Annotated in this window: 22 protein-coding genes; 11 read left to right on the top strand and 11 right to left on the bottom strand. The window is 64.7% G+C overall.

What is annotated here, in order from left to right:
* Positions 1 to 18: 18 nt before the first annotated feature.
* Complete coding sequence (locus ACFWUR_RS23085; protein ID WP_378909485.1) at positions 19 to 837, bottom strand: HpcH/HpaI aldolase/citrate lyase family protein; 819 nt, start codon at positions 835 to 837, stop codon at positions 19 to 21.
* Between the two features lie 211 nt (positions 838 to 1048).
* Between ACFWUR_RS23085 and ACFWUR_RS23080 the strand changes: the two genes are divergently transcribed.
* Together ACFWUR_RS23080 and ACFWUR_RS23075 are read left to right on the top strand one after the other, a co-directional pair.
* Positions 1049 to 2041: an alpha/beta hydrolase gene (locus tag ACFWUR_RS23080; RefSeq protein ID WP_378909483.1), complete on the top strand. Its 993-nt coding sequence runs from the start codon at positions 1049 to 1051 to the stop codon at positions 2039 to 2041.
* A gap of 103 nt (positions 2042 to 2144) precedes the next feature.
* A complete protein-coding gene (locus ACFWUR_RS23075; protein WP_378909482.1) occupies positions 2145 to 3851 on the top strand; it encodes an alkaline phosphatase D family protein in 1707 nt (568 codons plus the stop codon).
* A gap of 108 nt (positions 3852 to 3959) precedes the next feature.
* On the opposite strand, the gene ACFWUR_RS23070 is transcribed toward ACFWUR_RS23075, so the two are convergent.
* On the bottom strand, positions 3960 to 4571 hold the full coding sequence (locus tag ACFWUR_RS23070) for a TetR/AcrR family transcriptional regulator (protein WP_378909480.1): 612 nt from the start codon (positions 4569 to 4571) through the stop codon (positions 3960 to 3962).
* 202 nt (positions 4572 to 4773) lie between these two features.
* Between ACFWUR_RS23070 and ACFWUR_RS23065 the strand changes: the two genes are divergently transcribed.
* The 3 genes from ACFWUR_RS23065 to ACFWUR_RS23055 are packed head-to-tail and all read left to right on the top strand — an operon-like array spanning position 4774 to position 8167.
* A complete protein-coding gene (locus ACFWUR_RS23065) occupies positions 4774 to 5400 on the top strand; it encodes a VOC family protein (protein WP_378909478.1) in 627 nt (208 codons plus the stop codon).
* Between the two features lie 41 nt (positions 5401 to 5441).
* Positions 5442 to 6368 carry a fumarylacetoacetate hydrolase family protein gene (locus ACFWUR_RS23060; RefSeq protein ID WP_378909476.1) on the top strand — a complete coding sequence of 309 codons (927 nt, stop codon included), beginning with the start codon at positions 5442 to 5444 and terminating at the stop codon, positions 6366 to 6368.
* Positions 6365 to 8167 carry an FAD-dependent monooxygenase gene (locus ACFWUR_RS23055; protein ID WP_378909475.1) on the top strand — a complete coding sequence of 601 codons (1803 nt, stop codon included), beginning with the start codon at positions 6365 to 6367 and terminating at the stop codon, positions 8165 to 8167. The genes ACFWUR_RS23060 and ACFWUR_RS23055 overlap by 4 nt, the downstream gene beginning before the upstream one ends.
* Before the next feature lie 108 nt (positions 8168 to 8275).
* On the opposite strand, the gene ACFWUR_RS23050 is transcribed toward ACFWUR_RS23055, so the two are convergent.
* Positions 8276 to 8860 (bottom strand): hypothetical protein, encoded by a 585-nt coding sequence (locus tag ACFWUR_RS23050; protein WP_378909473.1) that lies wholly within the window; start codon positions 8858 to 8860, stop codon positions 8276 to 8278.
* Positions 8861 to 8970: 110 nt separating this feature from the next.
* Positions 8971 to 9735: a class I SAM-dependent methyltransferase gene (locus ACFWUR_RS23045; RefSeq protein WP_378909472.1), complete on the bottom strand. Its 765-nt coding sequence runs from the start codon at positions 9733 to 9735 to the stop codon at positions 8971 to 8973.
* A gap of 94 nt (positions 9736 to 9829) precedes the next feature.
* Between ACFWUR_RS23045 and ACFWUR_RS23040 the strand changes: the two genes are divergently transcribed.
* Positions 9830 to 10495, top strand: a complete 666-nt coding sequence (locus tag ACFWUR_RS23040) for a winged helix-turn-helix transcriptional regulator (protein ID WP_378909470.1) — start codon at positions 9830 to 9832, stop codon at positions 10493 to 10495.
* 50 nt (positions 10496 to 10545) lie between these two features.
* On the opposite strand, the gene ACFWUR_RS23035 is transcribed toward ACFWUR_RS23040, so the two are convergent.
* Both ACFWUR_RS23035 and ACFWUR_RS23030 read right to left on the bottom strand, forming a co-directional pair.
* On the bottom strand, positions 10546 to 11754 hold the full coding sequence (locus ACFWUR_RS23035; protein WP_378909469.1) for an alpha/beta fold hydrolase: 1209 nt from the start codon (positions 11752 to 11754) through the stop codon (positions 10546 to 10548).
* The gene (locus ACFWUR_RS23030) at positions 11717 to 12967 is read right to left on the bottom strand and encodes an MFS transporter (RefSeq protein ID WP_378909467.1); all 1251 of its coding nucleotides are present in this window, start codon (positions 12965 to 12967) and stop codon (positions 11717 to 11719) included. Before ACFWUR_RS23030 ends, ACFWUR_RS23035 begins: the two co-directional genes overlap by 38 nt.
* Before the next feature lie 461 nt (positions 12968 to 13428).
* Here ACFWUR_RS23030 and ACFWUR_RS23025 point away from each other — a divergent pair, with 461 nt between their 5' ends.
* Positions 13429 to 15381: an N-acetylmuramoyl-L-alanine amidase gene (locus tag ACFWUR_RS23025; protein ID WP_378909466.1), complete on the top strand. Its 1953-nt coding sequence runs from the start codon at positions 13429 to 13431 to the stop codon at positions 15379 to 15381.
* 192 nt (positions 15382 to 15573) lie between these two features.
* Here the strand turns inward: ACFWUR_RS23025 and ACFWUR_RS23020 are convergent, their stop codons facing one another.
* From ACFWUR_RS23020 to ACFWUR_RS23005, 4 genes are all read right to left on the bottom strand, one after another.
* Positions 15574 to 16866: a PucR family transcriptional regulator gene (locus tag ACFWUR_RS23020; protein ID WP_378909465.1), complete on the bottom strand. Its 1293-nt coding sequence runs from the start codon at positions 16864 to 16866 to the stop codon at positions 15574 to 15576.
* Between the two features lie 76 nt (positions 16867 to 16942).
* Positions 16943 to 17401, bottom strand: a complete 459-nt coding sequence (locus ACFWUR_RS23015) for a MarR family winged helix-turn-helix transcriptional regulator (RefSeq protein WP_378909463.1) — start codon at positions 17399 to 17401, stop codon at positions 16943 to 16945.
* Positions 17402 to 17587: 186 nt separating this feature from the next.
* A complete protein-coding gene (locus ACFWUR_RS23010) occupies positions 17588 to 18079 on the bottom strand; it encodes a hypothetical protein (RefSeq protein WP_378909461.1) in 492 nt (163 codons plus the stop codon).
* A complete protein-coding gene (locus ACFWUR_RS23005; RefSeq protein ID WP_378909460.1) occupies positions 18079 to 19830 on the bottom strand; it encodes an FAD-dependent oxidoreductase in 1752 nt (583 codons plus the stop codon). Before ACFWUR_RS23005 ends, ACFWUR_RS23010 begins: the two co-directional genes overlap by 1 nt.
* Positions 19831 to 19954: 124 nt before the next feature.
* On the opposite strand from ACFWUR_RS23005, the gene ACFWUR_RS23000 reads away from it, so the two are divergent.
* Entirely contained in the window at positions 19955 to 21001 is a 1047-nt protein-coding gene (locus ACFWUR_RS23000) for an AraC family transcriptional regulator (RefSeq protein WP_378909459.1), read from the top strand.
* Between the two features lie 205 nt (positions 21002 to 21206).
* Here the strand turns inward: ACFWUR_RS23000 and ACFWUR_RS22995 are convergent, their stop codons facing one another.
* Positions 21207 to 21860 carry a DUF5753 domain-containing protein gene (locus ACFWUR_RS22995; RefSeq protein WP_378909648.1) on the bottom strand — a complete coding sequence of 218 codons (654 nt, stop codon included), beginning with the start codon at positions 21858 to 21860 and terminating at the stop codon, positions 21207 to 21209.
* A 126-nt stretch (positions 21861 to 21986) separates the two neighbouring features.
* On the opposite strand from ACFWUR_RS22995, the gene ACFWUR_RS22990 reads away from it, so the two are divergent.
* The 3 genes from ACFWUR_RS22990 to ACFWUR_RS22980 all read left to right on the top strand — a co-directional run bounded on the left by ACFWUR_RS22990 (position 21987) and on the right by ACFWUR_RS22980 (position 24466).
* Positions 21987 to 22184 carry a Scr1 family TA system antitoxin-like transcriptional regulator gene (locus ACFWUR_RS22990; protein WP_378909646.1) on the top strand — a complete coding sequence of 66 codons (198 nt, stop codon included), beginning with the start codon at positions 21987 to 21989 and terminating at the stop codon, positions 22182 to 22184.
* A gap of 342 nt (positions 22185 to 22526) precedes the next feature.
* The gene (locus ACFWUR_RS22985; RefSeq protein ID WP_378909458.1) at positions 22527 to 22814 is read left to right on the top strand and encodes a thioesterase II family protein; all 288 of its coding nucleotides are present in this window, start codon (positions 22527 to 22529) and stop codon (positions 22812 to 22814) included.
* Positions 22811 to 24466 carry an MFS transporter gene (locus ACFWUR_RS22980; protein ID WP_378909457.1) on the top strand — a complete coding sequence of 552 codons (1656 nt, stop codon included), beginning with the start codon at positions 22811 to 22813 and terminating at the stop codon, positions 24464 to 24466. Before ACFWUR_RS22985 ends, ACFWUR_RS22980 begins: the two co-directional genes overlap by 4 nt.
* The last annotated feature ends 70 nt before the right edge of the window (positions 24467 to 24536 follow it).

Raw genomic sequence — 24536 nt, 5'->3', positions numbered from 1 at the left:
GATTATTCGGCATGTGTGTCAATCCTCCAGTAGGCGGCGCGCTTGGCGGATCACGGCCGCGTCCACCATTTTGCCGCCCTCATCGAGCAGGACGCCACCGGCGGCGGATTCGAATCGGCCCACGAGCACGCGGGCCCGCTCCAGGTCGGCCGCGGCGGGGGTGAACACCTCGTTGACCACGGGTAGCTGCGCGGGATGGATGCAGGCACGCCCGCGGAATCCCATCCGCGCCAACGCTGTCGTCCGCTCACGCAACCGGTCCAGATCGCGGAAATCGGTGTCGACGGGCCCCAGCGGCGGCGCGATTCCCGCCGCCGCGCCGGCGAGGACCACGTGGGTGCGGATGGCCAACAGTTCGCGTTCGTCGGAACTGGTTTCGATTCCCAGATCGGCGCGCAGATCCGCCTCCCCGAGTTGCAGCCGCCATACCCGAGGGGCGGCGGCGATCGACGCGGCGTCGAGCACGGCGGCCGCGCTCTCCAACAGCGGGCACACCCGAATCGCGCCGACGCGCGGTTCGTACTCCCGCAACACCTCGTCCGCCGCCCGAACCTGTTCCGCTGATTCAGTTTTGGCCAGGCATACCGCAGACACCGCGGGCAGTGCCACCGCCCGTAAGTCGTCGGGGCACAGTGAACCAGAGTTCACCCGCACCCAGATCCGTTGTCCGGCATCGGCGACCGTGCGCAGCCACGCGGAGACCTCGGCTCGCGCCGTCTCCTTCTGTCGCGCCGGGACGGCGTCTTCCAGATCGAGCAGCACGATGTCGGCAGGACCGGCCAGTGCCTTGTCGAACAGTTCCGGTCGATTGCCGGGGACATACAGCGCCGATCTCACCGGGCTCACCGTACTTCTCTATTTCTGGAACAGCGTTTCACCCATGGAAACTTATCGCGCTCACACCGGCGCCGTCCAGTGCCGATTCACGGCCACACGTCGCCAGGCCACCACTTGACATCCACGCGCATATGGGCGCTAATGAACCATCACAATTATGCAACGCCGTTCCGCAGAGCGAAACATGCGTTGCGCCTTTGTTGGAGTCACCATGAGTTTTCGAGGTTCGGTACCGGCCGCCGCGAGCGCCGCCATCATCGCCGCCTGCACCATTGCCATCACCGCCATTACCGCACCGACCGCCGGAGGGGACGCGTCGCGACTGCCTGGCTCGATCGATATCCCTTGCACCGCAACCACTCTGCAGCAGAGCGCGGACTGGTACCTGCCGACCGGAAACCCCAAAGGCACGGTCTGGATCCAGCACGGCTTCGCCCGCACCAACAGCAACCTCGCACAGCTGGCGACCACCTTCGCCGACAGCGGCTATCTGGTCTTCGCGCCCGCACTGCCGTTCCTGCATCTCGGCGGATGCACGTTGCAGAATCTCGGCGACAACACCGGATTCCTCGACAACGTCGCGACCCTGTTCGGTACCGCCACCGACCCCGACGGCGTACTCGCCCGCAGCCTCACGGCCGCGGCCGCACGCGCGGGCATGGTCGCCCCACCACTGCCCAGCGACCTTGTTTTCGTCGGCCACTCCGCCGGCGCCGAGGCGGTCGCGTTCGTCGCACATCGCCTTCATGTCGCGCACCAGGAGGTGTTCTCGCGCCTGCGTGGTCTGGTGTTGCTGGATCCGGTGAAATCCTTCCTCGGCGACAACAGCGACCGCGCACTCGCCGACCTCGACCCCACCGACCTACCCATCCTGACGATCGCCGCGGCACCGTCGCTGTGCAACAACCTCGGCAGCGGCACCACCGCAGTCCAGCAACAGCTTCATCGACCGTTCCTCGGCATCCGTGTGAGCAACGGGACGCACACCGACGCCGAGGGCACCAGTTCGGATTCACTGGGTACGGTTCTGTGCGGCACTCCGAGCATCGCGAACACGACGGTGCTCCGCACACTCGCACTCGGCTGGACCGGCGACTTCCTCGCGGGCACCAAGACCGCCGACTATTACCCCGCTACCAGCGAAACGGCAGTCACCCCCACCGTCGCAGCAGCACCGACCGCGACGATCCTGCCAGGACAGTGATCGGGCCTGGTATGAGATGACTGTGTCTCGATCACGAACCGGATTCAGTTCCGTAAGGGGCAGAATGCCCCTCGACAGCCGGTCCACGACATAGTCTGGACTGATGGCACGGCAGCCGGAAAGTAGCACCGAGCTGGTTCTGGGTCCGTTGCTGCGTCACGTCGGCGAATGCGACGCCACCGTCTGGGTCGAGACGTCCGCACCGTGCACTGTCGAGGTCCTCGGCCACCACGAACACACCTGGACCATCGCCGGACACCATTACGCTCTCGTCCTGATTACGGGCCTGGCGGCCGGTTCGGTCACGCGGTACGAGGTCGATCTCGACGGGACACGCGTCTGGCCGCTGCCCGACGCCCCGAACCCGTCCGTCATTCGCACACTCAGAGGCGACGCCGATCTGACCCTCGCGTTCGGCTCGTGCCGATTCGCCACACCGGCGGCGACGCGGGACAACGACCACTTCGACGCCGACGCGCTCGACGCCTATGCGCGGCGAGTCATGGAACGCCCACCCGAGGATCTGCCCGACGCGTTGTTACTGCTCGGCGACCAGGTTTACGCCGATGAGCTGCTGTCCCCGGAGATCTTCCGTCGCATCGACGAGTTGCACGACCTCGACCAACCGCCGGGCGCCCAGATCCGCAACTTCGAGGAGTACACCTGGCTCTATTCCGAGTCATGGTCCGACCCGCAGGTGCGCTGGCTGCTGTCCACGGTTCCGTCGTCGATGATCTTCGACGACCACGACGTCATCGACGACTGGAACACCTCCAGATCGTGGCGTGACGAGATCGAGGCCACCGACTGGTGGGAGGAACGCATCGTAGGCGCGTTGTCGTCGTACTGGATCTACCAGCACCTGGGCAACCTCTCACCCGCAGCCCTGGCCGACGACGAGCTCTACCAGCGGATCCGATCCGAGGGCGGCGACTGCGCGGAGTTGCTCCGCGATTTCGCATCCGCGGCGGACGAAGAAGCCGACGGCGCCAAGGGAGCGCAATGGTCGTATCGCCGCGATCTCGGCACCACCCGGCTGCTCGTCATCGATTCACGGTGCGGACGCATACTCGACGACAGCACGCGGTCGATGGTCTCCGAGCCCGAGTTCTCGTGGATCGAACAACAGACCGAGGGCGACTACGACCACCTGCTGTTGGGGAGCTCGCTGCCGTGGCTGCTGCCGCGCGCCGTCCACGACCTGGAGTCGTGGAATGAGCGCCTGGCCTCAGGGGTGCGGGGCCGACGTGTGACCGGATGGGCCGAAAAATTGCGGCGCTCAGCGGATCTGGAGCATTGGGCCGCCTTCCGAGATTCATTCGATCGGCTCGCCCGGCTCATCGCCCGCGTCGGGCGCGGACAGTGCAGCGGCCCGGGAGGACGAGCGCCCGCCACGATCTGCGTGCTGTCCGGCGACGTTCACCACGCCTATGCCGCGCAAGCGCAGTTCCCCGATGCCGTGCGGTCCCGGGTCTACCAGCTGACCTGTTCGCCGATGCACAACTACGTTCCGACCGCCATGAAGGTGATTTTCCGGGTCTCGTGGAGTCGGGCCGCCGGACGGGTGACGCGTTTCCTCCTGGACCGGGTGTCCACCGTTCCCCCGGTGTCGGTCGAGTGGAGTCGGGTCACCGGCCCCTTCTTCGGCAACCAGATAGCGACGCTGCGTCTGCGCGGTCGGACCAGCCGCCTCGTGCTGGAACAGGTGAGCACCGACGGCGGCCGTCCACATTTGACTACCGTCGCGGATGTGGTGCTGTCGACCGAGACGGACGGCTCGCCCCACAGCGGCATACGCCGAGATCTGTGAAAGACCAGGTCGCGGCGAGCCGAAACCTGATCTCCTCGGCGGGCTTCGAACTCCGCGGCATCGTCAGGATCGCCCGCCCCGAGCACAGGCTCACGTCGGTGCGACCGACTAGTCGAGAGCTTCGATGACGCCGAGCAAGGTATCGACCGTCAACTCGACCAACGGATCGAGATCCAACTCCGGCGCCTCGAAGTACTCGTCGGCTGCTTGATCGAGAAATCCGACCCATCCCCTGATGGCGGCGCGCGTCAACGGCTGAAGGGGTTCCCCCAGACCGGCGAGCCTGGCAACCTGTCGCGCTCCTTCAGCGCGGGCGTCTTGGATTACCCTCTCGATGTCCGGGTCGGCCAACATTCCCTCGCGGACCATCTTCACGTACACGGTGCGGTAGTTCTCGAGGAACTCGATGTGTCGCCGCACGAAACCCTCCAGACGCGCGCGCGTCGTACGTTCGTCGACTCTGGGGCTTTGGAAGGTGGCCAGTTTCGCCAGGACATCGGTCAACGCCGCGGCGACCAGTCCCTGCTTGTCGGTGAAGTAGTAGAACAGCAATCCGTGCGCCACGCCCGCCCGCCGCGAGATCGCAGCCGCACTGATGTCGGCATCGCCGCCCTCGCCGATCAGTTCGATCGCGGCGTCGATGAGCGCCTGTCGCCGATCTCGACGCGGGCGGCTTACACGACGAGCCTGGTCGGCACCTTTGGACGTATCTCTCGCCATCGCACACAGACTAACGGAAGCTGCCCTCCCGGCACCGATTCTGACTGAAAATCAATTTCTTGACTGATAGTCAAAATTTCGAGTAGCGTCGATCACATGAGCCGCGACTCGGCGACGCGTCGAAGCAGCCCGAGACGGCCATCGAGCCCCCACCTCAGAAAGGACGAGGATGGACTCATCGACCCACAACACACCGTCACCCGTGACCGGATCGCAGTCGGCAGCCCGCAGGCGATCGGCTCCGGACCTCATTGCGCACTGGGTGGTGAAATCCGCCCGCCGCGATCAGCTGGTCCAGTGGTATGGCACGGTGTTCGGCGCTGAGATCACCTACCAAGACGACACTGTCACGTTCCTGACCTGGGACGACGAGTCGCATCGTCTCGCGATCATTCCGGTGCCGAAACCTCTGAAGTTCCTGTTTCCGTTGGCCAGGTTTCGGCGAAAGGTGTATGGAATCGACCACATCGCACTGACCTTCCACTCGCTCGAGCGGTTGCTCGAGAACTACGTGCGGTTGAAACGCCTGGGGATCCGACCGGTGTGGAGCATCAATCACGGCCCGACGATCTCGCTGTACTACGAGGACCCCGATGGGGTGCGCCTGGAGTTCCAGGTCGAGAACTTCGGTCCCGGACACACTTCGACCTTCTTCTACACCGACGAGTTCGCCGCCAACCCGATCGGCGTCAACATCGACCCCGACTTCCTGCTCGGCCAGCTCCGGAACGGGGTACCCGAGGAAGAACTTCGACGCCGGGAAGCCGGAGTCAGGCCGGGGCGCCGGGTGGTCGCCAACAAGAAGACCCTCAATTTCCGGACCCTCTGATCGCCGAAACGCCGGAATCTTCGAAGTAGAAAGCGAATTCGATGAGCATCAGCGTTGTTCGAAGCACTGCCGGGTGGTGGCGCGTCGACAGTGACCGTGCAGTCCACATCGACACCGACGCCAGAACCACCGGGGACCTACTCGCCGATCGCGGTGCCATCGTCGCCGCGACGGGCAAGACCCGCACCGTCGACGAACTGGAGCTGCTGTCCCCCGTTACCGCTCCGTGCCGGGTCGTGGCGCAGTTGCTCAACTACCGATCCCACGCCCTCGACACCGGTGCTGACCCGAATGCCTTGCATCCCACATTCTTCCGCAAATCATCGGCATCTGTCAGCGGGCCGAACGATCCCATTCGCACTCCGGCCGAGGTGGGACTGCTGGACTACGAGATCGAACTGGGTGTCGTCATCGGGGCCGAGATTCCCCTCGGGACGACGGTCACCGAGGACAACATCGCACAGTATGTCGCAGGATTGGTTGTGACGAACGACGTCTCCGCTCGCGAGATCCAGCTGACCAGAACGCAGGTGTACGAAAGCAAGTCCTATCCCACCTTTACCCCGGTCGGCCCGCGACTGGTACTCCTCGATCAGGACGAGTTCAGCCGTATTCCCGAGCTTCGAATGACGTTGGCCGTCAACGGAGATACGCGTCAGGACCAGCTCATCGGTGATGATCTGATCACCCCGCCCGCGGCGGCACTCACCAGGCTGGCCCGTTTCCAGCACATGGCGCCGGGTGACATCCTCTTGACCGGCACGCCGATCGGTACCGCCATCTCGGCGCCACCCAGGATCGTGCAGATGGTCGGTGAGCTCCTCCCACCCGCACTGAAATGGAAGATCTTCTTCGCACGCCAGCAGAACAACCCCAAGTATCTCTCGGTCGACGATGTCGTCACCGCCAGCATCAGGACCGATGACGGGTCGATCGACCTGGGAACACAGAACACAGTCGTGCGATGACGAACCCGAGCGGAGACACCGCTGTCGGGGCACCGGTTGTGATCGTGGGCGCCGGCCCGGCGGGCGTGACCGCGGCTCTGCTGCTCGCCGCCCGCGGCATCCGGAGCGTGGTCCTCGAACGTCGGACCACGCCGTTGTTTCATCCCGCCGCACACGTCATCAATGCACGAACCCTCGAGATCTGGCACCAGTACAGTCCCGACCTGGCCGCAACGATCGCGGCCATGTCACCGCCGCACGAGACCGTCAATCTGATCAGCTGGTACGGATCACTCGCCGACCCTGCCATCGGCTCGATCGATCTGTTGTCGGACCCCGAGCGGAAAGCCGAGGTCGAGAGCCAGAGCCCCTACCTGGTTTCCCATATCGGCCAACACATCTTGATGCCTGTGCTGTGGGAAGCGCTCGACCGCGAACCGCTCGTCGACTTCCGGCGCGGAGTCACTGTGACTACGGTCGATTCCACTACGGGCGACGTCCGCGTCTCGACCAGGGCGGCGGACGGCGCCGAGGCCTCGGTTGTCCACGGGCAATACATTCTGGCCTGCGATGGAGCGAACAGTACGACACGGGACGCGGCTGGTATCTCGCTCACCGGCCCTGTCCTGGCGAACATGGGCAGCGCGTTCTTCACGTGCACGACGCTCTTCCCGGACGACGCGAGGCCGCTGCTGAGTTGGATCTACACCCCGCAACTGTGCGGAGTGCTGATCTCGCACGCCGACCACCGCTACATTCTGATGACCGCGTATCTGCACCCCCACCAGGACATCGCACGCGAAAGCCGGCGGTTCTGGCAGAACATGCTGCCTACGGTGTTGGGCGGCAACGACTTCGAACTGGAGTCGACGGGCACGTGGGTGATGACGTCCCAGACCGCCGACAGCTTCAGACGCGGACGCGTTCTCTTGATGGGCGACGCCGCACACCGGTTCCCCCATACCGGCGGATTCGGTCTCAATTCCGGCGTGCAGGACGCGCACAACCTGGCGTGGAAGCTCGACGCCGTACTTTGCGGGGCCGCCTCGCCAGACCTGCTGGATACCTACGAAACCGAGCGCCGTCCAGTGGTGGAGCAATTCGCCGAGCAGAGCGTGGCAAATCACTTTCGCCTCGACGCCATCGGCGGGCGGGTCGGTATCACCAATAGGACGCTACAGAAGGCGACAGAGGCAGTGCGTCGTCGCCCGCTCGCCTTGATTCCGGGGCGGCTGGTCGCGCCGCTGGCTGTCGCCGCGACCGGGCAGGCGATGCGCCGCGCTCGGTTACTACGCCCGGACGCTCCCCGGTCAGCGCAATTCCGGCAGCTCATTGCCGACGCGATTCCCGACCAAGTCGAGCACTTCGTATCGACAGGTCTGCAATTCGGCTATCTCTACGACAGCCCGCTGGTTGCCGCCGACGAGACCGAGAAGCCGACGGAGGATGTCGTCGACTATCGACCCACTACCTACCCCGGTGCGAGATTGCCGCATGCGCTCGTCGTGGTCGACGGCAAATCGATCCCGATACACGATGCAGTGGACGTCACCGAGCTGACCCTGTTCTCCTTTGCCGGCGATCACTGGCGCCGCGCCCTCGCGCACAGCCGGGTGCCCTCCCCCGGGATCACCGTCGTGTCCATCGCAGCGATCGAGCAAGACTCCGGCGCTCTGATCGATCTGTTCCAGGTCGGTACTGTCGGCGCGGTCGTCGTCAGGCCGGATGGTCACGTCTTCTGGCGGACATCGTTACCGGCTCGAGAAGCAACAGCAGCCCTTGTCGACGCCCTTGGACAGAGTTGGGGCAACTTCTACTGATTCGGGGTCGGCTTGGTCGAAGACCGAGTGGAGCAGGGTGCGGACCCGAGGCCACGACGTTGTCGGGTGATCGCACCGGCGTGGGCGATAACCCTGGCCCCTTGTCGGTCAACTTCGAGCGAGGGTCGTGATGGCGACGGTTCGACGGCGATAGTAGGCGATCGCGAGAGCGAGGGTGATCGGTCCCCAGGCGGCGAGAGGGGTAACACACACGGTCGCCACCGTCGCCCAGGCGGCGTTGCTGTATTCGACAGTGTCGATGACGCCGTACAAGGTCAGCTCCCGACCCCCGCCGATCGGAACAGTGGTGAACAGAAACGTGAGCATCAGGCCGCCGAGGGCAGCGGGGCCGAATACCGCCAGCGGCCGAACGCGTCTTCCCCCGAGGATCGGGACCCAGTCGGGCGCCACCTCGCCCCAGCCCCGGACCAGCCCGATGGTCGAGAACGCGATCGCTTCCGACAACGCACTGAGCCCGAGGATGTACAGGATGCCCACCCAAGCCGCCCAAGCGGCAGGCATGCCGCCCTCTTGAACCTGCCCCATGTCGAAGTGCAGAGCGAAGGGCAGTCGCCACAGGCACGACGGCAGCAGGAGTAGCGGAAGCGCATAGGCCAAGCGCATCGCCCAACGAGGAACGGGCCGCTCGGTGTCACTGACGGACGGTGGTCGGTGGATGATCTTCAGGTTCATGGCTTCTTTCTCCTCGGGGCGACGGTGGAGGTGGCGACCTCGCTACGCAGCGGATCAGCGGCCCCGAACCCAACTACAGTGCGGCCCAGCGAGTTTGCTGTCGGCCGGAATCAGGGCTTGACGGCATGCAAGACCCGCAAGCCACCCGGGCCGGTGTCGTCGTGAGCGATATCGAGCCCCGCCGCGCGGCAGTGAGCGCTCAACCATTGGTGCGGCAGACGCAGCTTGGAGTAGCTGTCGGTGGTCAGCGTCCACCCGCCGTCGCGTCGGACGTGCAGCAGGTCGTGCACGGCGACCGTGTTGTCGTCGGTGTACTCGAGCAAGCAGGTGAGAATTCGGTCATCTGCCTGGCGGACGAGGATGGCACGATCACTGCCGTGCAGCACCGGTGTCAGGTCGCGGTAGGTGACGACGAAGCTCCCGCCCGACCGCAGCGCCACAGCGACCTCCCCGATCAGCTGCCGCACATCCGAACGTCCGGGCAGATGCGGCAGGGTGTCGCCCATACAGACGACTGCTTCGACCGAACCCGGGTCAGCGAGATCCGGCAGGGCGCCACGGATATCCCGATGAACCGGACGCACGATCGGCTCGACCCCGTACCCCGCGGCGGACCGGGTGAGCTCGTCGAGCAGCACCGCGCTGGTGTCGACCGCGGTGACCCGCGTGAACCCGAGCTGTGCGAGGGCCAGCGCTTGAGTGCCCGGACCACAGCCGAGGTCGAACGCGGCACCTTTGTCCTGGCGGCGCGTGTCCAGTCCGAGCCGGCGAAAGAGTTCCAGCTGATCCGCCACTACGGTGCCGATGTCACCACCGAGCATCCAGACGTAGTGCTCGGCCAGGAACCGATCGTAGTGTTCGGTCGCTGTGCTCATGGACAGCCGCCTTTCTCACAAAGCCAGTGATATGGCGGCAGCCTGCCGGACGAGTAGCCTCGAAGGCCGGTACAAATTCTGGACTGGGGTGCGCATGGGACGCGGAATCGAATACTGCCCCGTGGCGGCGGGAGTCGAGGTGGTCGGTGATCGGTGGACGCTGCTACTGGTGCGCGAGCTCTTGCTCGGCTCGTACCGGTTCAACGACATCCATCGCGGCCTGCCGGGAATCAGCCGGACCTTACTGTCGGCACGGCTACGTCGGCTGCAACTCCACGGTGTGGTGATCCGAGTACTCGATGATCAGGACCGGCCCGAGTATCGGCTGACCCCCGCCGGTGCCGCGCTGGAGGATCTGGTCTGGCAACTCGGCGATTGGGCCCGCCGGTGGTCGTTCGGTGACCCCGAGGACGAGCAACTCGATGCCGCCTCAGCCCTGTGGCGCCTACGTCAGTTCGTCCGCCGCGACCACCTGCCCACTCGCCGGGTGACGATCGAGTTCATTGTGCACGGGACGACCGAGGAACGCGGGTGGCTCGTGCTCACCTCGGAGGAAGTCAGCGCATGCCGGCAACATCCTGGATACGACACCGATCTGTGGGTCACCGGTGAGCTGCCGGAGCTGCACCGACTGGTCGCCGGAACATCGACCGTCGAGATCGCTACTCGCTCCGATCGGCTCCGACTCGCCGGAGACCCCGAACTGGTCACAGGGTTTCCCCGATGGTTCTCCTGGCGTAACCCGATGAACTCGCAGTAAGCAGGCGCGATCGCTGATCCGTACAGCGCCGATTGTCGCCGGCAGCCGCTCTACTCGACCTTCGCCGCCAGTTCACGAACTGCGCGGACGAAGACGTCCGGGCGTTCGAAGTGGACATTGTGACCGGAGTCGACTTCGACCAGTGTCGCGGTGGGTAGGTGTGCCAGCACCTTGCCCACGTCCTTGTCGTCCATGGCCGCCATGAGGATTCCGTTTTTGTCGTAGTACGACTTGCGGTGCTGGAACCAGTAATTGGTGTGGATCAGCACGGCGGGTGCGGTGATGGCGGACAGGCTGGCCTCGGTATCGAATCCACGGTACCAGTCGTTGTCGAACCAGGACGCGCCGAACAACGGGTCGTAGTCTGCGATTCCGCGGAAGAAGATGTTCAGCACCGGAGGCAGGAAAAAGACCTCCAGCGGTCGGCCGGGATGGGTGCGAAGGTAGCGGCGGGAGTAGGCGGTGATCGGGCGTGCGAGCGGTCCGAAAAACGAGAAGATGCCGCTGTTTTCGATGTAGTAGCGCGAAAAGTTCCGCTCGTGGGCTTGTCCCAGAAAGTCGTGTGTCACTCGAGCCATGTCGCCGCCGGTGGTCTGCGCGGCCCTGGGCATGATCGAGGAGTAGTAAGGCGGGTCTTCGAGCACCGCCCCGCGCACGAGGTCGGGGCGTGCTGCTGCGAGCCAGGTGGCGATCAACCCGCCCGACGAATGCCCGGCGAGCAGTACGGGCGCACCGATCACCTCGTCCACGAACCGCGCCACCAGCTCACCGATTCGGACGTTCGTGTACTCGTCACCGGGCAACCGGGCCGAACCGCCATGGCCGTACACATCGATGGCGTAAACATGGTGCTGCTCAGCGAGTTCCGGCAGCACACGCTGATAGTCCTGCCATCGGGATCCTTGCCCATGGATCAGCAGCAGCGGAGTACCGCGAGCGGGCCCCTCAGCGTAGTTCGTCCGGTACCCGCCTACATCGGCTTGCTTCTCCGTGAAGCCGGCTTCGCGGACCAGCGTCATGGCTTTTCGGTAATACCCCAAGTCAGACTTGGAATTACGCCGCTTGATGAACACGACCGCCGCCGCGCCAACCACTCCGAGTCCCGCAATCCACCGCATGCGACGCACTCTATTCGCCGATCGCGGCCTCGTCTCTCCACACACAGCGGGCGTACCGTCCGATCGCAGTCGGTTCGCGCCCGAGCTCGGAAAGTTTCGCCGGTCACTTCTGAGTGCCTGCCCGGCTTCGGCGTAGCGCACGGGGCAGGGTGAGTGCGACTGCCACTGTCACCGCGATACCGCTGCTGCCCGCCGCGATGAGTGTGGTGGGCGCATCGGTGGTGTCCAGGAGCAGGCCGCCTCCGACGTAGGATGCTGCGGCGGCGATACCGATGGCGCCGTAGAGGTTTCCGAAGACGCGACCGAGCATTCCCGGCGCCACGATGCGTTGCAGCAGCGTGCTCGACGCGATATCCATTGCCGCGATACCGATGCCGCGCACGGCTTGCACGGAGAAAGCCGCGGCCACCGACCAGGCGAGACCGGTGAGCAGATTGCCCGCGCTGCTGACGAAGAAGCCGCCGATCAGCAGTACGGTCAGTGACAGCCGGGTGCCGACGCGCCCGACCAGCGCGTAACCGATCAGCAGGCCGATGCCCACCGCGCCGAGCAACAGACCGACCGCTGAATCATCGGAGTGCAGTGTCTCTTTCGCCAGGAGGACCAGGGCGACGTCGTCGACACCGTTACAAGCGACGACCGCGCAGAAGCCGAGGCAGATGATTCGGAGTGCGGGGGTGCGCCCAATATATTCGAGCCCTGTCTTCGCCTGGGTGAGCAGCGATTCCTGGACACCTTCGGTGCGCTCCGGTGGCATCGGGCCGATCGCGAGCAATACTGCCGCCGACAGCAGAAACGATGCGGCATCGACGAAGAGCACACCGCGGACGCCGAGGAACCCCAGCATGGCGGCCGCGAGCAGCGGGCCGAAGGCTTCAGCGGCGTTTGCGCCGAAGCCGATCACCGAATTGGCTACCGGCAGTTCTTTGTCGGCGACCAGCGCTGGGACCACGGAGCGCGAGGCGGGCATGAAGATGTTCGCCGCGATGGCTCGCGCGGCAACCAGTACGAGCAGCAGTGGCAATGGTGGCAGCGACAGGGCGATGAGCGCGACGAGCGCTCCCTGAACCAGTTCGCAGGCGATCATCACCCGGCGCCGGTCGAAACGGTCGCTGACGGCGCCGGCGATCGGGCTCAGCAGTGACGGCACGAAGTCACCGACCAGCAGCAACAGCGCGACGGCGAGGGCCTGGCCGGTGGTGTTCGCGACGTGCAGCATGAGCGCGACCAGGCTCAGCGAGTCGCCGGCGTAGGACACGATCCTCGCGGTGAACAGCGCGCTGAGCGGACGGTTGAACCGCAGCAGACGCACCGCCCCCGCGGTGTACTCGTCGTTCGCCGCGGAAGTCGGCATGGTCAGATTCCACCTCGGCCGACACAGGATCGCGCTGGACCGGTCTGTCCAGTGCGCAGGCGACTTATCGTGCCGAAACTGCCGTAGCCGCGCAACAGAAATACCGAGCAGGCTCGGGACCGACGCTCAGCAGATCGCGACAGGCAACATGGCAGCGTCACCGATCGCGAATCACCGGCTGGTGCTGCGATCTGGGTCTCACTCAGCAGTGGATCCGCGGGAGGTCGCTGACCACGAAGCCACCCGAAGCCGACGAATGCATGGACGCCGGGACCGGTCGCGATGCGGTGGCACTCAGGACCAGCTGTCCGATAGCGGGCTCTTCGTTTGCCGGAAGACCCAGTGTCGCAGCCAGTTACTACCTAGCTATAGTCTCAAGCGGCACTTCAGACTTGGGGTGATTGTGGTTGGTGTGATCGGTGGTACAGGTTCGGCGATGGTTCGAGCCTGCCATCGACGCTGTGTCTATCGAAGCAGGAGTACTGGTGCCGAACTATGCGCGCAAACGGTCCTACGCGCTCCCCCTGGTCGCGGTGGCTGTGGTCGCGGCGCCGGTCGCGGCCGCCTTTCTCGGCGGTGCGGGACAGTACCGGGTCTCCAACGACAGTGATATCGACGGTCTTTCGCAGATTGCGACCGCCCAGGTCGGGTTGTCGGGGGTTCCGACAGTGGTGTTGCCGCTACGCGAACTCACAGGCCTGCACATGCCGGACTTGCGGCTCGCTGATCTGCGACCGGTGCCCGGCGCGCCGCCGCTACCCGTAGGCTCCGGGGTCGATCCGATCGGGTTCATCGCCGCCGAGGCGGCTGTGCCGGTCTCAGGCCGGACTCCGGCGTTGGACCCTGGCGTGGTGCCCGAGCAGTTGGCTGATCGAGTCGGCGCGCAAGTCAAAGAGCTCACCCACCAGAGCCGTTTCAGCATGATCGGGTTGACCGCGCCGGATCTGGAGGGCACCACCACGATGGTGCGGGCCCGCCAACTCGACGGCTCCTGGAGTGCGTGGTTCGAGGCCGGGACCGACGACAGCGTCGCGGCTCGTCCGCCGGGCCGAGGGCGGATGCACGGTAGCGAACCGGTCTATGTCGGCGACACCGACACGGTGCAAATCCTGAGCACCCACGAAACTGGCGCCACGGACCAGCACGAACTACAGGGACCGAGCCCGGTCGCCGACGCGGACCATCTCGGCCCCGCGATCCCGGACCTGACTGCGGTATTGCTCGATCCCGGGCACGGCGAGCAGAATCTGTCGGCCGACGCGGCAGCGCTGGCCGGCGGTGGGCCCGCAGTGATCAGCCGTGCCCAATGGGGCGCCGACGAGTCGATGCGGTGCGAGGATCCGACATACGACGACGGCCTCGGTGGTGTGGTCGTGCATCACACCGCGGGCCGCAACGACTACAGCCCGGCCGAGTCCGCCGCGATCGTGCGCGGTATCTACGCCTACCACGCCGAAACGTTGGGGTGGTGCGACATCGGATACAACGCGCTCGTAGACAAATATGGTCAGATCTTCGAGGGTCACTTCGGTGGTTTGGACCGGCCCGTGCAAGGCGCGCACACCGGTGGGTTCAACGAGAACACCGCCGGGGTGACGTTCCTAGGAAATCACGAATCCGAAGAACCGACGCAGACCGCGGTCACCGCGATGAGCGAGTTCATCGGATGGCGCACTCGCATCGCGGGATTGGATCCTCTGGGCACCACCACAATGATCTCCGAAGGCACCGAATTCACCCCCTTCAGCACCGGCGAACAAGTGCAGTTGCCGGTGGTGTTCTCCCACCGCGATGTCGGAAATACCGCCTGCGCCGGGGACGCCGCTTATGCCCTCATGGACCGTATTCGCGGTCTCGCGGCGGATGTGAACACGGGTGCGCCGCGGAGACAGACATCGGACGGACAGGATTCGACGACGCCGGTGCCCGCGCAGCCTGATCCCGATACCGATGTGTTAGCGCTGACGGGCAAACTGTTGAATCTGGTCGACCACAACGTATTGGCCCGGCATTGGGTCGATGCCGGCGGTCCGCAGGGTCGGCTGGGGTCGGCGGCCTCGGACCCGGTTCCCACTGCCGAGGGTGGACAGTACGTCGAATTCGTCAACGGTTACCTGTTCCAAGCCCCGGGAGGTCAGGTCTATGAAGTGGCCGGGCGGATAGGGCAGCGGTTCGCCCAGCTCGGCGGGTACAGCGGTCCGCTGGGTGCGCCTCGCAGCAACGAGTATCCGGTCCCAGGTGGTGCACGTGTCGACTTCGGTCACGGGTCGCTGATGTTCGACCAGCAGACCGGGATCGTCACCACGCTCGGCCTGCCCCAACCGGGCTCCGATCACCCGACACCGGCTGCTCCCACTCCTACACCGCGAGATGCTGCACCGGCGACGGGCAGTGAGCAGCCTGAGGGGCAGTGAGGCAATCGGTCGCCGCACCACACGACACCGATCGGTTCAGTCGGACATGGTCGCCATGAACGTCGATCGCGACGGCCTCGCCCACCCGCCGCCGCTGGACCTCAGAAGGTTTGTCCGCAGCCTACGACAGCGCGACCGAAACCGAGATCCGCAAGGCCTCAGTAGATCTCGCAGTGATGTTCGCGTGCGTCCCTATCCGACGGGTAGGATCTTGGACCGAACAACGGTCCCTGGCGGCAGCCGTATGTTCTCCGAAACGAAGGCATAAGCGATGAGCGCAGATCGCACATACCATAGTCCGGCGTGGAGGGTTAGATCCAGTCCGGTCAGCTGCCCGACTCGCTTGATCCGATAATCGATCGTATTCGCATGGACTCCCAGGGCGCTGGCTGCCGCCCTACGATTGAGGTCGTTACCGATATAGCAACACAGCGTTTCCCATAGCTCAGGATGCACGGCGAGTGGTTCGAGCAACGACGCCAACGCCACACGGCCGGGACCAGGGCGGGTGATCTGATACTCCAGCGCCAGGGATTCGAAAAAATGTAAACCGGACTCGACCCCGAGCCTCTCGACCATCTCCAACAGCTCGTGGGCTCGAGTCACCGCGAGAGGGATCTCATCTCTCACAGATCGCACCGCGGCCGCGATCAACGGAACGTTCGCTGCGGCAGAGAGCGCGGCGACAACCTTCGCGAGCCGGTCATCATCGCACACCGATTGCGGGAGAAGAATCGTTCCACCGCCAACATTCAGTACCGACATCGCAGTGCCGTCGCATTGACGTGCGAGTTCAGCTTGAACCAGACTCAGCCGACATGCCGCCTCGATCCCTCGCCCGCTTTCCTCGCGGTGGATGGGTAGCGCGACAGCGAGCACCAGGTATGCGTCGGCGACATCGATTCCACCTTCGCGGGCCATTCTGAAGTCCGCGCGCCCGCTCAGCATCGCCGACGCCAAAGCATTTTCAGCAGAATGGTTTTCGACACCTTCTGCAGTCCCTTGATCGAGATATGCTACGGCGACAGCCGAAGTGATCTTCGTAAGCGCCTCGAGCATCCATTCGACCCCGCTCGTCAGGTTCGAGCTGTCGCCGCTCCTCGAGCCGCTGATGATGACGCCGGCCCCGGATTCAAGTCCTTCGCGCACAGCGGCCAGGACATTGTCGATCGGTACGCCTTCTCGCGCCCACTCCAAAGCCGCCCTGCGAATTCGCTGCGTCATTTCCGCAGCATCTCCGCCATCGATCATGCCTGTGACGAGCTCGCGGCAGATGTGGGCTATCGCAACCGGGTCGCTGGGTGGATGAGCGGGAACAGATCCGAATGGAGCACTGGTCCGAACTGAGCGTTTGAGGCGTTGCTCAGCAATACTGAGCACATTTTCCCCCGGGTCCGACTTCGTTCCGACAGGTCCCGTCGGCGTCGATGCGGCCAGGTCGAGGTTCGACAGCGGACCATTGCGTATGTCTTCGGTGTTCACCATGTAGGACGACTCATTTCATGGATATCCAGGTCTGACCAGGTGGCCGGTGTCGGTCAGTGGCAGGACTTCGATGCCGTCAACGTGGACTCGGGTTGCGTGATTTGAGGTGGCGTGCGAGGTCAGCGGTCATGGTCGCGAACTGGCGCGTGAGTTGAGGTGTCGACCAGGCGTCGAGGAGCAGCTGACGCACAGTGATGATGTAGTGCGGTACCGCGTCGGTAAATGCGTCGAGCCCGGCGTCGGTAAGTTCGACGTGCCTGCCGGTATCGTTGCTGCGGGTTACCAGTCCAGCCCGTTCGAGTTTGGCGACGATGTGCGACATTCGCGAGATCGACGCATCGGTTGCTTCTGCTAACAGGATCATGCGCTGGCGTCGCCCAGGTCGGGCGTGCAGCAGTTCCAGAACACGGTATTGGATGTAGTTGAGCCCGCACTTTCGTCGCAGCCGCGTTTCGAGCTCAGGTGTCATCAATGCCACGACGCTGGCCAAGGAATTCCAGGCGTCGACTTCGTCGTCTGTCAGGTGCCGGCTCATCGCAGCGCGGTCTCGAAGTGAACGGTAACCCTGTCCAACATGTCTTTCGCTCCAGTAGAATTGCGAGGCTGCCGGGATCCGCGACACCCATCGAGGTGACGCCGGGCAGGCCGAGTGGATGCCCGACGCCGATTCCCCGCAGGTTCGACGAGAATCACGAGAACTGGCACCACTGCACGGAAACTGTCATGAATCAGCGGATTGGCGACGGTGGAGGACGAACGGCGCGCCGCTGGCCGGGCCGCCCGGGATGCCGAATGTCAGACCCAGTAGACCTCGGGAGCTGAAAGGGCGGAGTTCGTCGGTGACGCGGTTCCAGGGAAACCGTGCGGTCGCGGGGTAGCTGACGATCAACGCCGGCTCGCCGTCGACGCGGGAGGCGCCGATCTGCGCGGTGATCGGGATCGATGGCTCGATGGTTCCGCGACGGCGTACCAAATTCACGCCGCGCAGATAGGCGTCGGAATCGTCCGGTTCGGTGAAGGACTTACCGCACCAGCCTCGCATTCCGGTCACCGCGACGGTCAACGGTCCGCAACCGCGCAACCAGAGCGGTCCGGCGAATTGTCCTTCGTGATCACCGACAAGGTCGGACAGCCTTGGCGCGGGGGCGGCGCGGAACGCGGCATACACAGTGCGCAGTTTGGCGTGGGGGTTCACATCGGGTGACGTAGACATCAGTTGTGCTCCTGGTGACAACGGGATTTGACGCCGACTGCGGTGATGGGCAGGCGCAGCGCGGCGGGCGAATGCGCCGGCACGGTCGCAGCGGTGGGGGCCACCGCTGCGACCCGCTGGTAGGGCGAGCCGAGGTGCGGGCGGCTGTCGGGTTGGCCTTTGTTGGGCCACAACGACATCGCGCGTTCGGCCTGTGCGGTAATGGTCAATGAAGGATTGACGCCGATGTTCGCCGACACCGCCGCACCGTCCACCACATGCAGACCGGGGTGTCCGTAGACGCGGTGATAAGGGTCGATGACGCCGGTTTCGGAAGACTCGCCGATAACGCAACCGCCGAGAAAATGGGCCGTGACCGGAACATCGAAGATCTCGCCGACCGAGCCCATCGGAAACCCGTCGATCTTTTCGGCCGCGCGCCGCATCACTTCGTTGGCGACCGGAATCCACGTCGGGTTCGGCTCGCCGTGGCCCTGGCGCGACGTTACCCGGGTCCGGCCTAAACACTTCTTGGTATAGAGCGTCAGAGAGTTGTCGTGGGTCTGCATGACCAGCGCGATGATCGAACGTTCCGACATGTGGCGGATCCCGAGATAGAGCGAGGCCAGGTGGCCTGGGTGACGCAGGACCTGTCCGATCCAGGTCACCCAGCGAGGGAATCGGCCCCCTCCGTCGGTCATCACTGTCGCCATCAATCCCACGGCGTTGGAGCCTTTGGCGTAGCGATTGGGTTCGATGTGGGTGTGCTCGTCCGGATGGATGGACGAGGTGATCGTGACGCCTCGGGTGAAGTCGTACTTCTTCCGATTGCGCATTTTGGTCGTCACACCGACGAGTGCCTCGGAATTGGTACGGGTCAGAATCCCCAGACGATCCGAGATGCCCGGCAGCGTTCCATCGGCCTTGAGGCGGTGCAGCAATTGTTGTGTGCCCCAGGTACCCGCGGCGAAGATCACCTGATCCGCGGTGAAGGTGACGGCAGTGCGATCGGACCACCACGCACCGGTGTGCACGGCGGTCACTTCGTAGCCGCCCTGAGGCAAGGGCTTCACCCGGGTCACCGTCCGTTCCGCGTACACCGCGGTCCCGGCCTGCTCTGCGAGGTAGAGATAGTTCTTGACGAGGGTGTTCTTGGCGCCGTGGCGGCACCCGGTGAGGCAGCCTCCGCACTCGATACAGCCCGTTCGAGCGGGCCCTGCGCCGCCGAAATACGGATCCGCGACCGTCACCGATGGTTCTTTCGCCTCACCGCGACCGAAGAACACGCCGAGCGGCGCCATGGAGAAAGTCTCGCCGACCCCCATGTCGTCGGCGACCTCTCGCATCAGATCGTCGGCGGGTGTGAGCGTGGGATTCGGCCGGACGCCGAGCATGCGCTTGGCCTGGTCGTAATAGGGCGCGAGCTCCGCACGCCAGTCGGTGATGTGCGCCCACTGGCGGTCGTCGTAGAAGTTGTTCGACTTGGGCTCGTAGAGGGTGTTCGCGTAGACGAGCGAACCACCGCCGACACCGGCTCCCGCCAGGACGACGACATCGGGGAGCACGTGGACACGTTGGATCCCTGTGCACCCGAGCTTGGGCGCCCACAGAAACTTGCGGATATCCCACGACGTCCGCGGAAAATCCTCGTCGGCGAATCGGCGTCCTGCCTCGACTACCGCCACCCGGTAGCCCTTCTCGGTCAACCTCAGCGCCGAGACACTGCCACCGAAACCACTACCGATGACAACGACGTCGTAGTCGGAACTCATGTGCTGGAAGGCTCCTGCCGTGATATACGCGAGCTCACCACGTTACGAAGGCGGTGGCGTCGGCAACAGCGCTGTCGTCGCCATGTGGTTGTCATTTTCTGCCACCCGTGGGTAGGTTCGCCGCGTGGCGAGTTTCGAGTTCGATCAGCACCTGCCGATCAGTGCGGCGAGTGTCCAGCTCATGGTCCAACTCGCCGCACGTCGTGGGTGGTCCACGGACGAGTGCCTCGCCGGCTCCGGCATCGACCCCCGGGTGCTCGATGATCCGTTCGCTGAGATCACCGCCCGTCAAGAATTCGAAGTGATACGCAATCTCGACCAGTTACGCTGCGGCGAGCCCGGATTCTGGGTCGAGGTGGGGACGAACTATCACGCCGGGATGCACGGCTCGTGGGGCATGGCACTGCTCACCAGCCGGACGCTGCGAGATGTCATCGCGCTGACCGCGGAGTTCGTCGAACTCGCCTGGGTGTTCACCACGATCACCATCACCGAATATGTGGACACCGACGAGGTCGGCATCGCCATCGACAGCAGCGACCTACCACCGGACGTCGCTTCGATTCTGGTGGAACGGATTTCGGCGGCGATCACTTCGATCCTGCGCGACCTGACCAACACCGACGTGCCGGCATCCTCGGTGCACTTCCGGCACTCCGCGCCATCGAACACCAGCCGCTACGTCGACGCGTTCGGAACAGAACCCTCTTTCGATGCCGATCGCAACGAAATGGTCGGCGACTCGGCCTGGCTCGACACTCCCCTGCCGCAGGCCAATGACCTGGTCCGGCGCGGCTATGAAACCGCGTGTCGCGATCTGCTCGGCAAGCGCCGTGCCCGAACCGGTTTCGCCGGCACGGTGCGCGATGCCCTGACGCGCGAACCCGGACGGATCCCACCGCTCGCCGAGGTGGCCGAGGTACTGAACGTGAGTCCACGCACACTGGCACGGCGCCTCGCCGACGAAGGTGCGTCGTATCGCGCACTGGTCGATGAGCTGCGCCAGGCGATGGCCGAGCAAATGCTGCGGAACTCACCGCTGACCACAGCCCAGATCGCGAATCGTCTCGGTTACACGGATTCGGCGAACTTCATCCGGGCGTTCAAGCGATGGCGAGGTATGACACCGCGATCGTTTCGGTCGACGTCGGTTCCCCTTGGGCGGCAATAAAATCGATCGCCCTGTAGCGAACTCATCCTCGGGCGGGAGCGGTTGGGCTGCTCGAGTCCCGTCCGAGATCAACTATCCGAGCGGCCTGGCCGGTCTGCGCTGACCGGAGTCAGCTCCCGTGGCAAGTCGAGTCGGCGCTCCCCTACCCCCTCCCTGATCGTGTCCGCGGAAAAGTAGAGATCGCAACGACACCACCCAAGTCCATCTAGTCCCCACCTTCTCGCGTGCTGGCCAGCAGTTTTTCGATGGAGCCGGAGGCATCGCGTGGCCTCGTCGCTTCGACGGCGAGCAGATTCGCTACTTGCAGGTATTGATTGATGTCGTTCTTGCCCTCCAAGTACAGCGTGCTCGTCGGTTGTGTGACACAGACGATGTCGGGCAACTGCCTGTCAACGAAGCGCAGGTAGACGAACGCACCTCCTGCCCGCGCTGGCCCGCACGCCGCGTCTGCCACAATCTGCACGCTGATCCGCGGCTCACGACTCATCCTCGCGAGGTGTTCGAGTTGATTCCGCCAGATCTGGTCGTCTCCTATCCGCCGTCGAAGAGCGCTCTCTTCGACCAGGGTCCATAGATACGGCGAGTCAACGTGGCCGAGGATCTGCTGCCTTCGCAGCCGTACGGTCAACAGACGGTCAATCTCCGCTTCGAGATGGCCTGGATAGGCCAACTGAAGTGCGGCCCTGGCGTATTCAGGTGTCTGCAACAGTTCGGGAACCACGGCAGGTTCATAGCAGCGAATCAGGTGGGCTGCCGATTCCAGGTTGAGAAGCTCGTGTATCCACGCGACGAGTCTTGCACTCCGACAACAGAATTTGCTTGCAGATGTGCTTGCAGATGTGCTTGCATACTCCTGCATTCGCAACGTTGGCAGCCGCTTGGGTATCCGTGCCTGCTCAGCTCGCCCCCCGACCATTAACGTCATCGCCGGGAGCGGGCGCGCGCTACTCGTCTCGGCAGTCGCGGCCCGCAGTGCACCGCCGGAATCGAACTGCCGGCACGACGGCAGCGACTGCTCACCCGCGCGGATCCGCCCCGGGCCTGGTTTGTCATCGAGGAAGCCGCGCTGCGCCGCCCGCTCGGCGGGGCCGAGATCTGGCAGGGACAGATGGACCATCTCGCCGAGTTGGCACAGCGTCCCAATATCACCGTGCAGGTGACGTATTCGCTCACGTATCAGTGACTTCTCAGCGGACCGAACCATGCGAGCATCGCATCCACATGCGAGTCCAGCGAGGCACCGTCTGCAACTGGGGATTCCGCAAAGGACTTCCGACCCCACAACCTCCTGAGGGGTGGTGAAGCATCCCGGCCGGGACAGAGTAGGGGGCTGTCCGTCCATATTAGGGGTCAGCGCAGTGGAAATGCTGAGCCGATCCCCCTTGAATGGAACGGGCAACCGCAGCTGGTCCGCGCGATGCGGAATTGATCCCCGTGTGTTCCGGTCACCAGAAAATGAATCGACGAATCGCCCGCAGTCCGCGGCCGGTTCCCTACCGAAGAGATGTCGAGGGATATGGCAGGAGTGTATCCAGCGGTACGCAGCGACTACAGGGCCCCGGAGACCTACCGGTTCCAGGGCGGGCCGAAGCTCTCCTGCCCCGTCGTCACCCTGACCGGTGACGTCGGCCCCCAGATCACCCTCGATGAAGCGGGCGCCCGGGGCGAGCACACCGAGGGTGCCTTCGAACTGGGTGTCTTTCCCGGCGGCCATGTCTATCTCAATTCCCAGGCGGAGCAGGTGCTACAGACCACCCGTGGCCATGTCCCCCTGAACGCAAACCGGTTGAGCACCAGGAAGGCCACGGTATGAGCGACACAAAACCTATCGAAACCCAGGTCGACGGGCCGAAGGCCGGGCGCAAGGAGTGGCTGGGGCTCGGGGTCCTCGTACTGCCGCTGCTGCTCGTCTCCATGGACATGACAGTGCTGTACTTCGCGGTTCCGTCCATCGCCGCGGAACTCGGGCCCAGCAGCACCCAGCAGCTGTGGATGATCGACATCTACGCCTTCGTGCTCTCCGGCCTGCTCATCACGATGGGTAATATCGGCGACCTCGTGGGGCGCAGGCGCCTGCTGATGATCGGTGCTGTGGTTTTCGGCGCCGCATCCGTGCTGGCCGCATACTCGAACAGCGCCGAGACGCTCATTCTGGCCCGCGCCCTCCAGGGGCTCGGCGGAGCCACCTTGATGCCGTCCACGTTGTCGTTGGTCAGCAACATGTTCCGCAATCGGCAGCAGCGCCGTACCGCGATATCCATCTGGGCGATCGGTAACTCCGCGGGCGCCGCGATCGGACCGGTCATCAGCGGATCGCTGCTCAACAACTTCTGGTGGGGCTCGATCTTCCTCATCAACATTCCGGTGCTGGCGGTCATGCTGATCCTGGTGCCGCAGCTGGTGCCGGAGTTCCGCAGGCCCCGCTCCGAGGTCGGCCGTTTCGACTTCCTGAGCGCCCTGCTGTCGCTGGCCGGCGTGCTCCTGCTCATCTGGGGCCTGAAGGAGGTTGCCGTCAGCGGGTTCAAGTGGGACCGGGTGACCGCCATGGTCCTCGGGGTCGGTGTGCTCGGAGTGTTCCTCCGCCGCCAGGCCGTTCTGAGCCACCCGATGATCGACATCAAGCTGTTCAAGCGCCGCGGTTTCAGCCCGGCGATCAGTCTGAGCCTGCTCTCCTTCGCCTGCCTGATCGGCTTCAGCGTCTTCACCACGCAGTACCTCATGGACGTGCTCGACATGCGCCCGTTGGAGGCCGCGCTGTGGACGATGCCGCCGCCCGCGCTGACGATGATCATCGCTCCGTTCGCCGTGGTCCTGTCCAACCGGGTGCCGCCCGCCTATGTCATCGGCGCGGCCTTCGGCCTGGTCTCCGTGGGCTTCGTACTGATGACACAGGTGGGTGTCGAACGCAACCTCCCACTGGTGATCGGCGGTGCCACCGCGATCGGCGTCGGCGCGGCCATCGTGCTCACGCTCGTCACCGACCTGGTCGTAGCCGCGGCGCCGCCCGAGCGCGCCGGATCCGTCTCGGCGCTGACCCAGACCTTCCAGGACCTGGGCGGTGCGCTGGGTATCGCCGTCTTCGGCAGCATCGGCGCGGCCGTCTACCGCAGCAGCATGCAGGACAGCCACCCCGCCGGTGTTCCGTCCGATGTGCTGGAGAGCGCCCGGCAGACCCTCGGCGGCGCCGTCGAGGCGGCCGGACGGCTGACCGGGGAGCCGGCCATTGCCCTGATGTCCGCAGCGGACCGGGCATTCGCCGACGCGATGAACGCAGCTGCCGTCTTCGGCTGCGTGGTCGCTGCCGCCACCGCCCTGTTCACCGTGTGGCGACTGCGCCACGTCCGCAACACACCTGAGCAGTCAGACCCGTCAGACGGGCCCGCCGGGCCCGAAGAGACCGTGGGGGCGCCCTCCTCTGAGGTACCGACGCTGGGGGCGACGGCATCTGCCGAACAGGGGGCCTAGCAACACCATTCCCACGCGGTCTAGGGCCATGTCAGGACCGCGGAAAGGTTCGTAGCCTCGATCCCGGGAT

Source organism: Nocardia sp. NPDC058633 (assembly GCF_042717045.1).
Classification (GTDB): domain Bacteria; phylum Actinomycetota; class Actinomycetes; order Mycobacteriales; family Mycobacteriaceae; genus Nocardia.
Note: the sequence above shows the minus strand (reverse complement) of the source record. Positions and strands in the feature narration are given on the sequence as shown.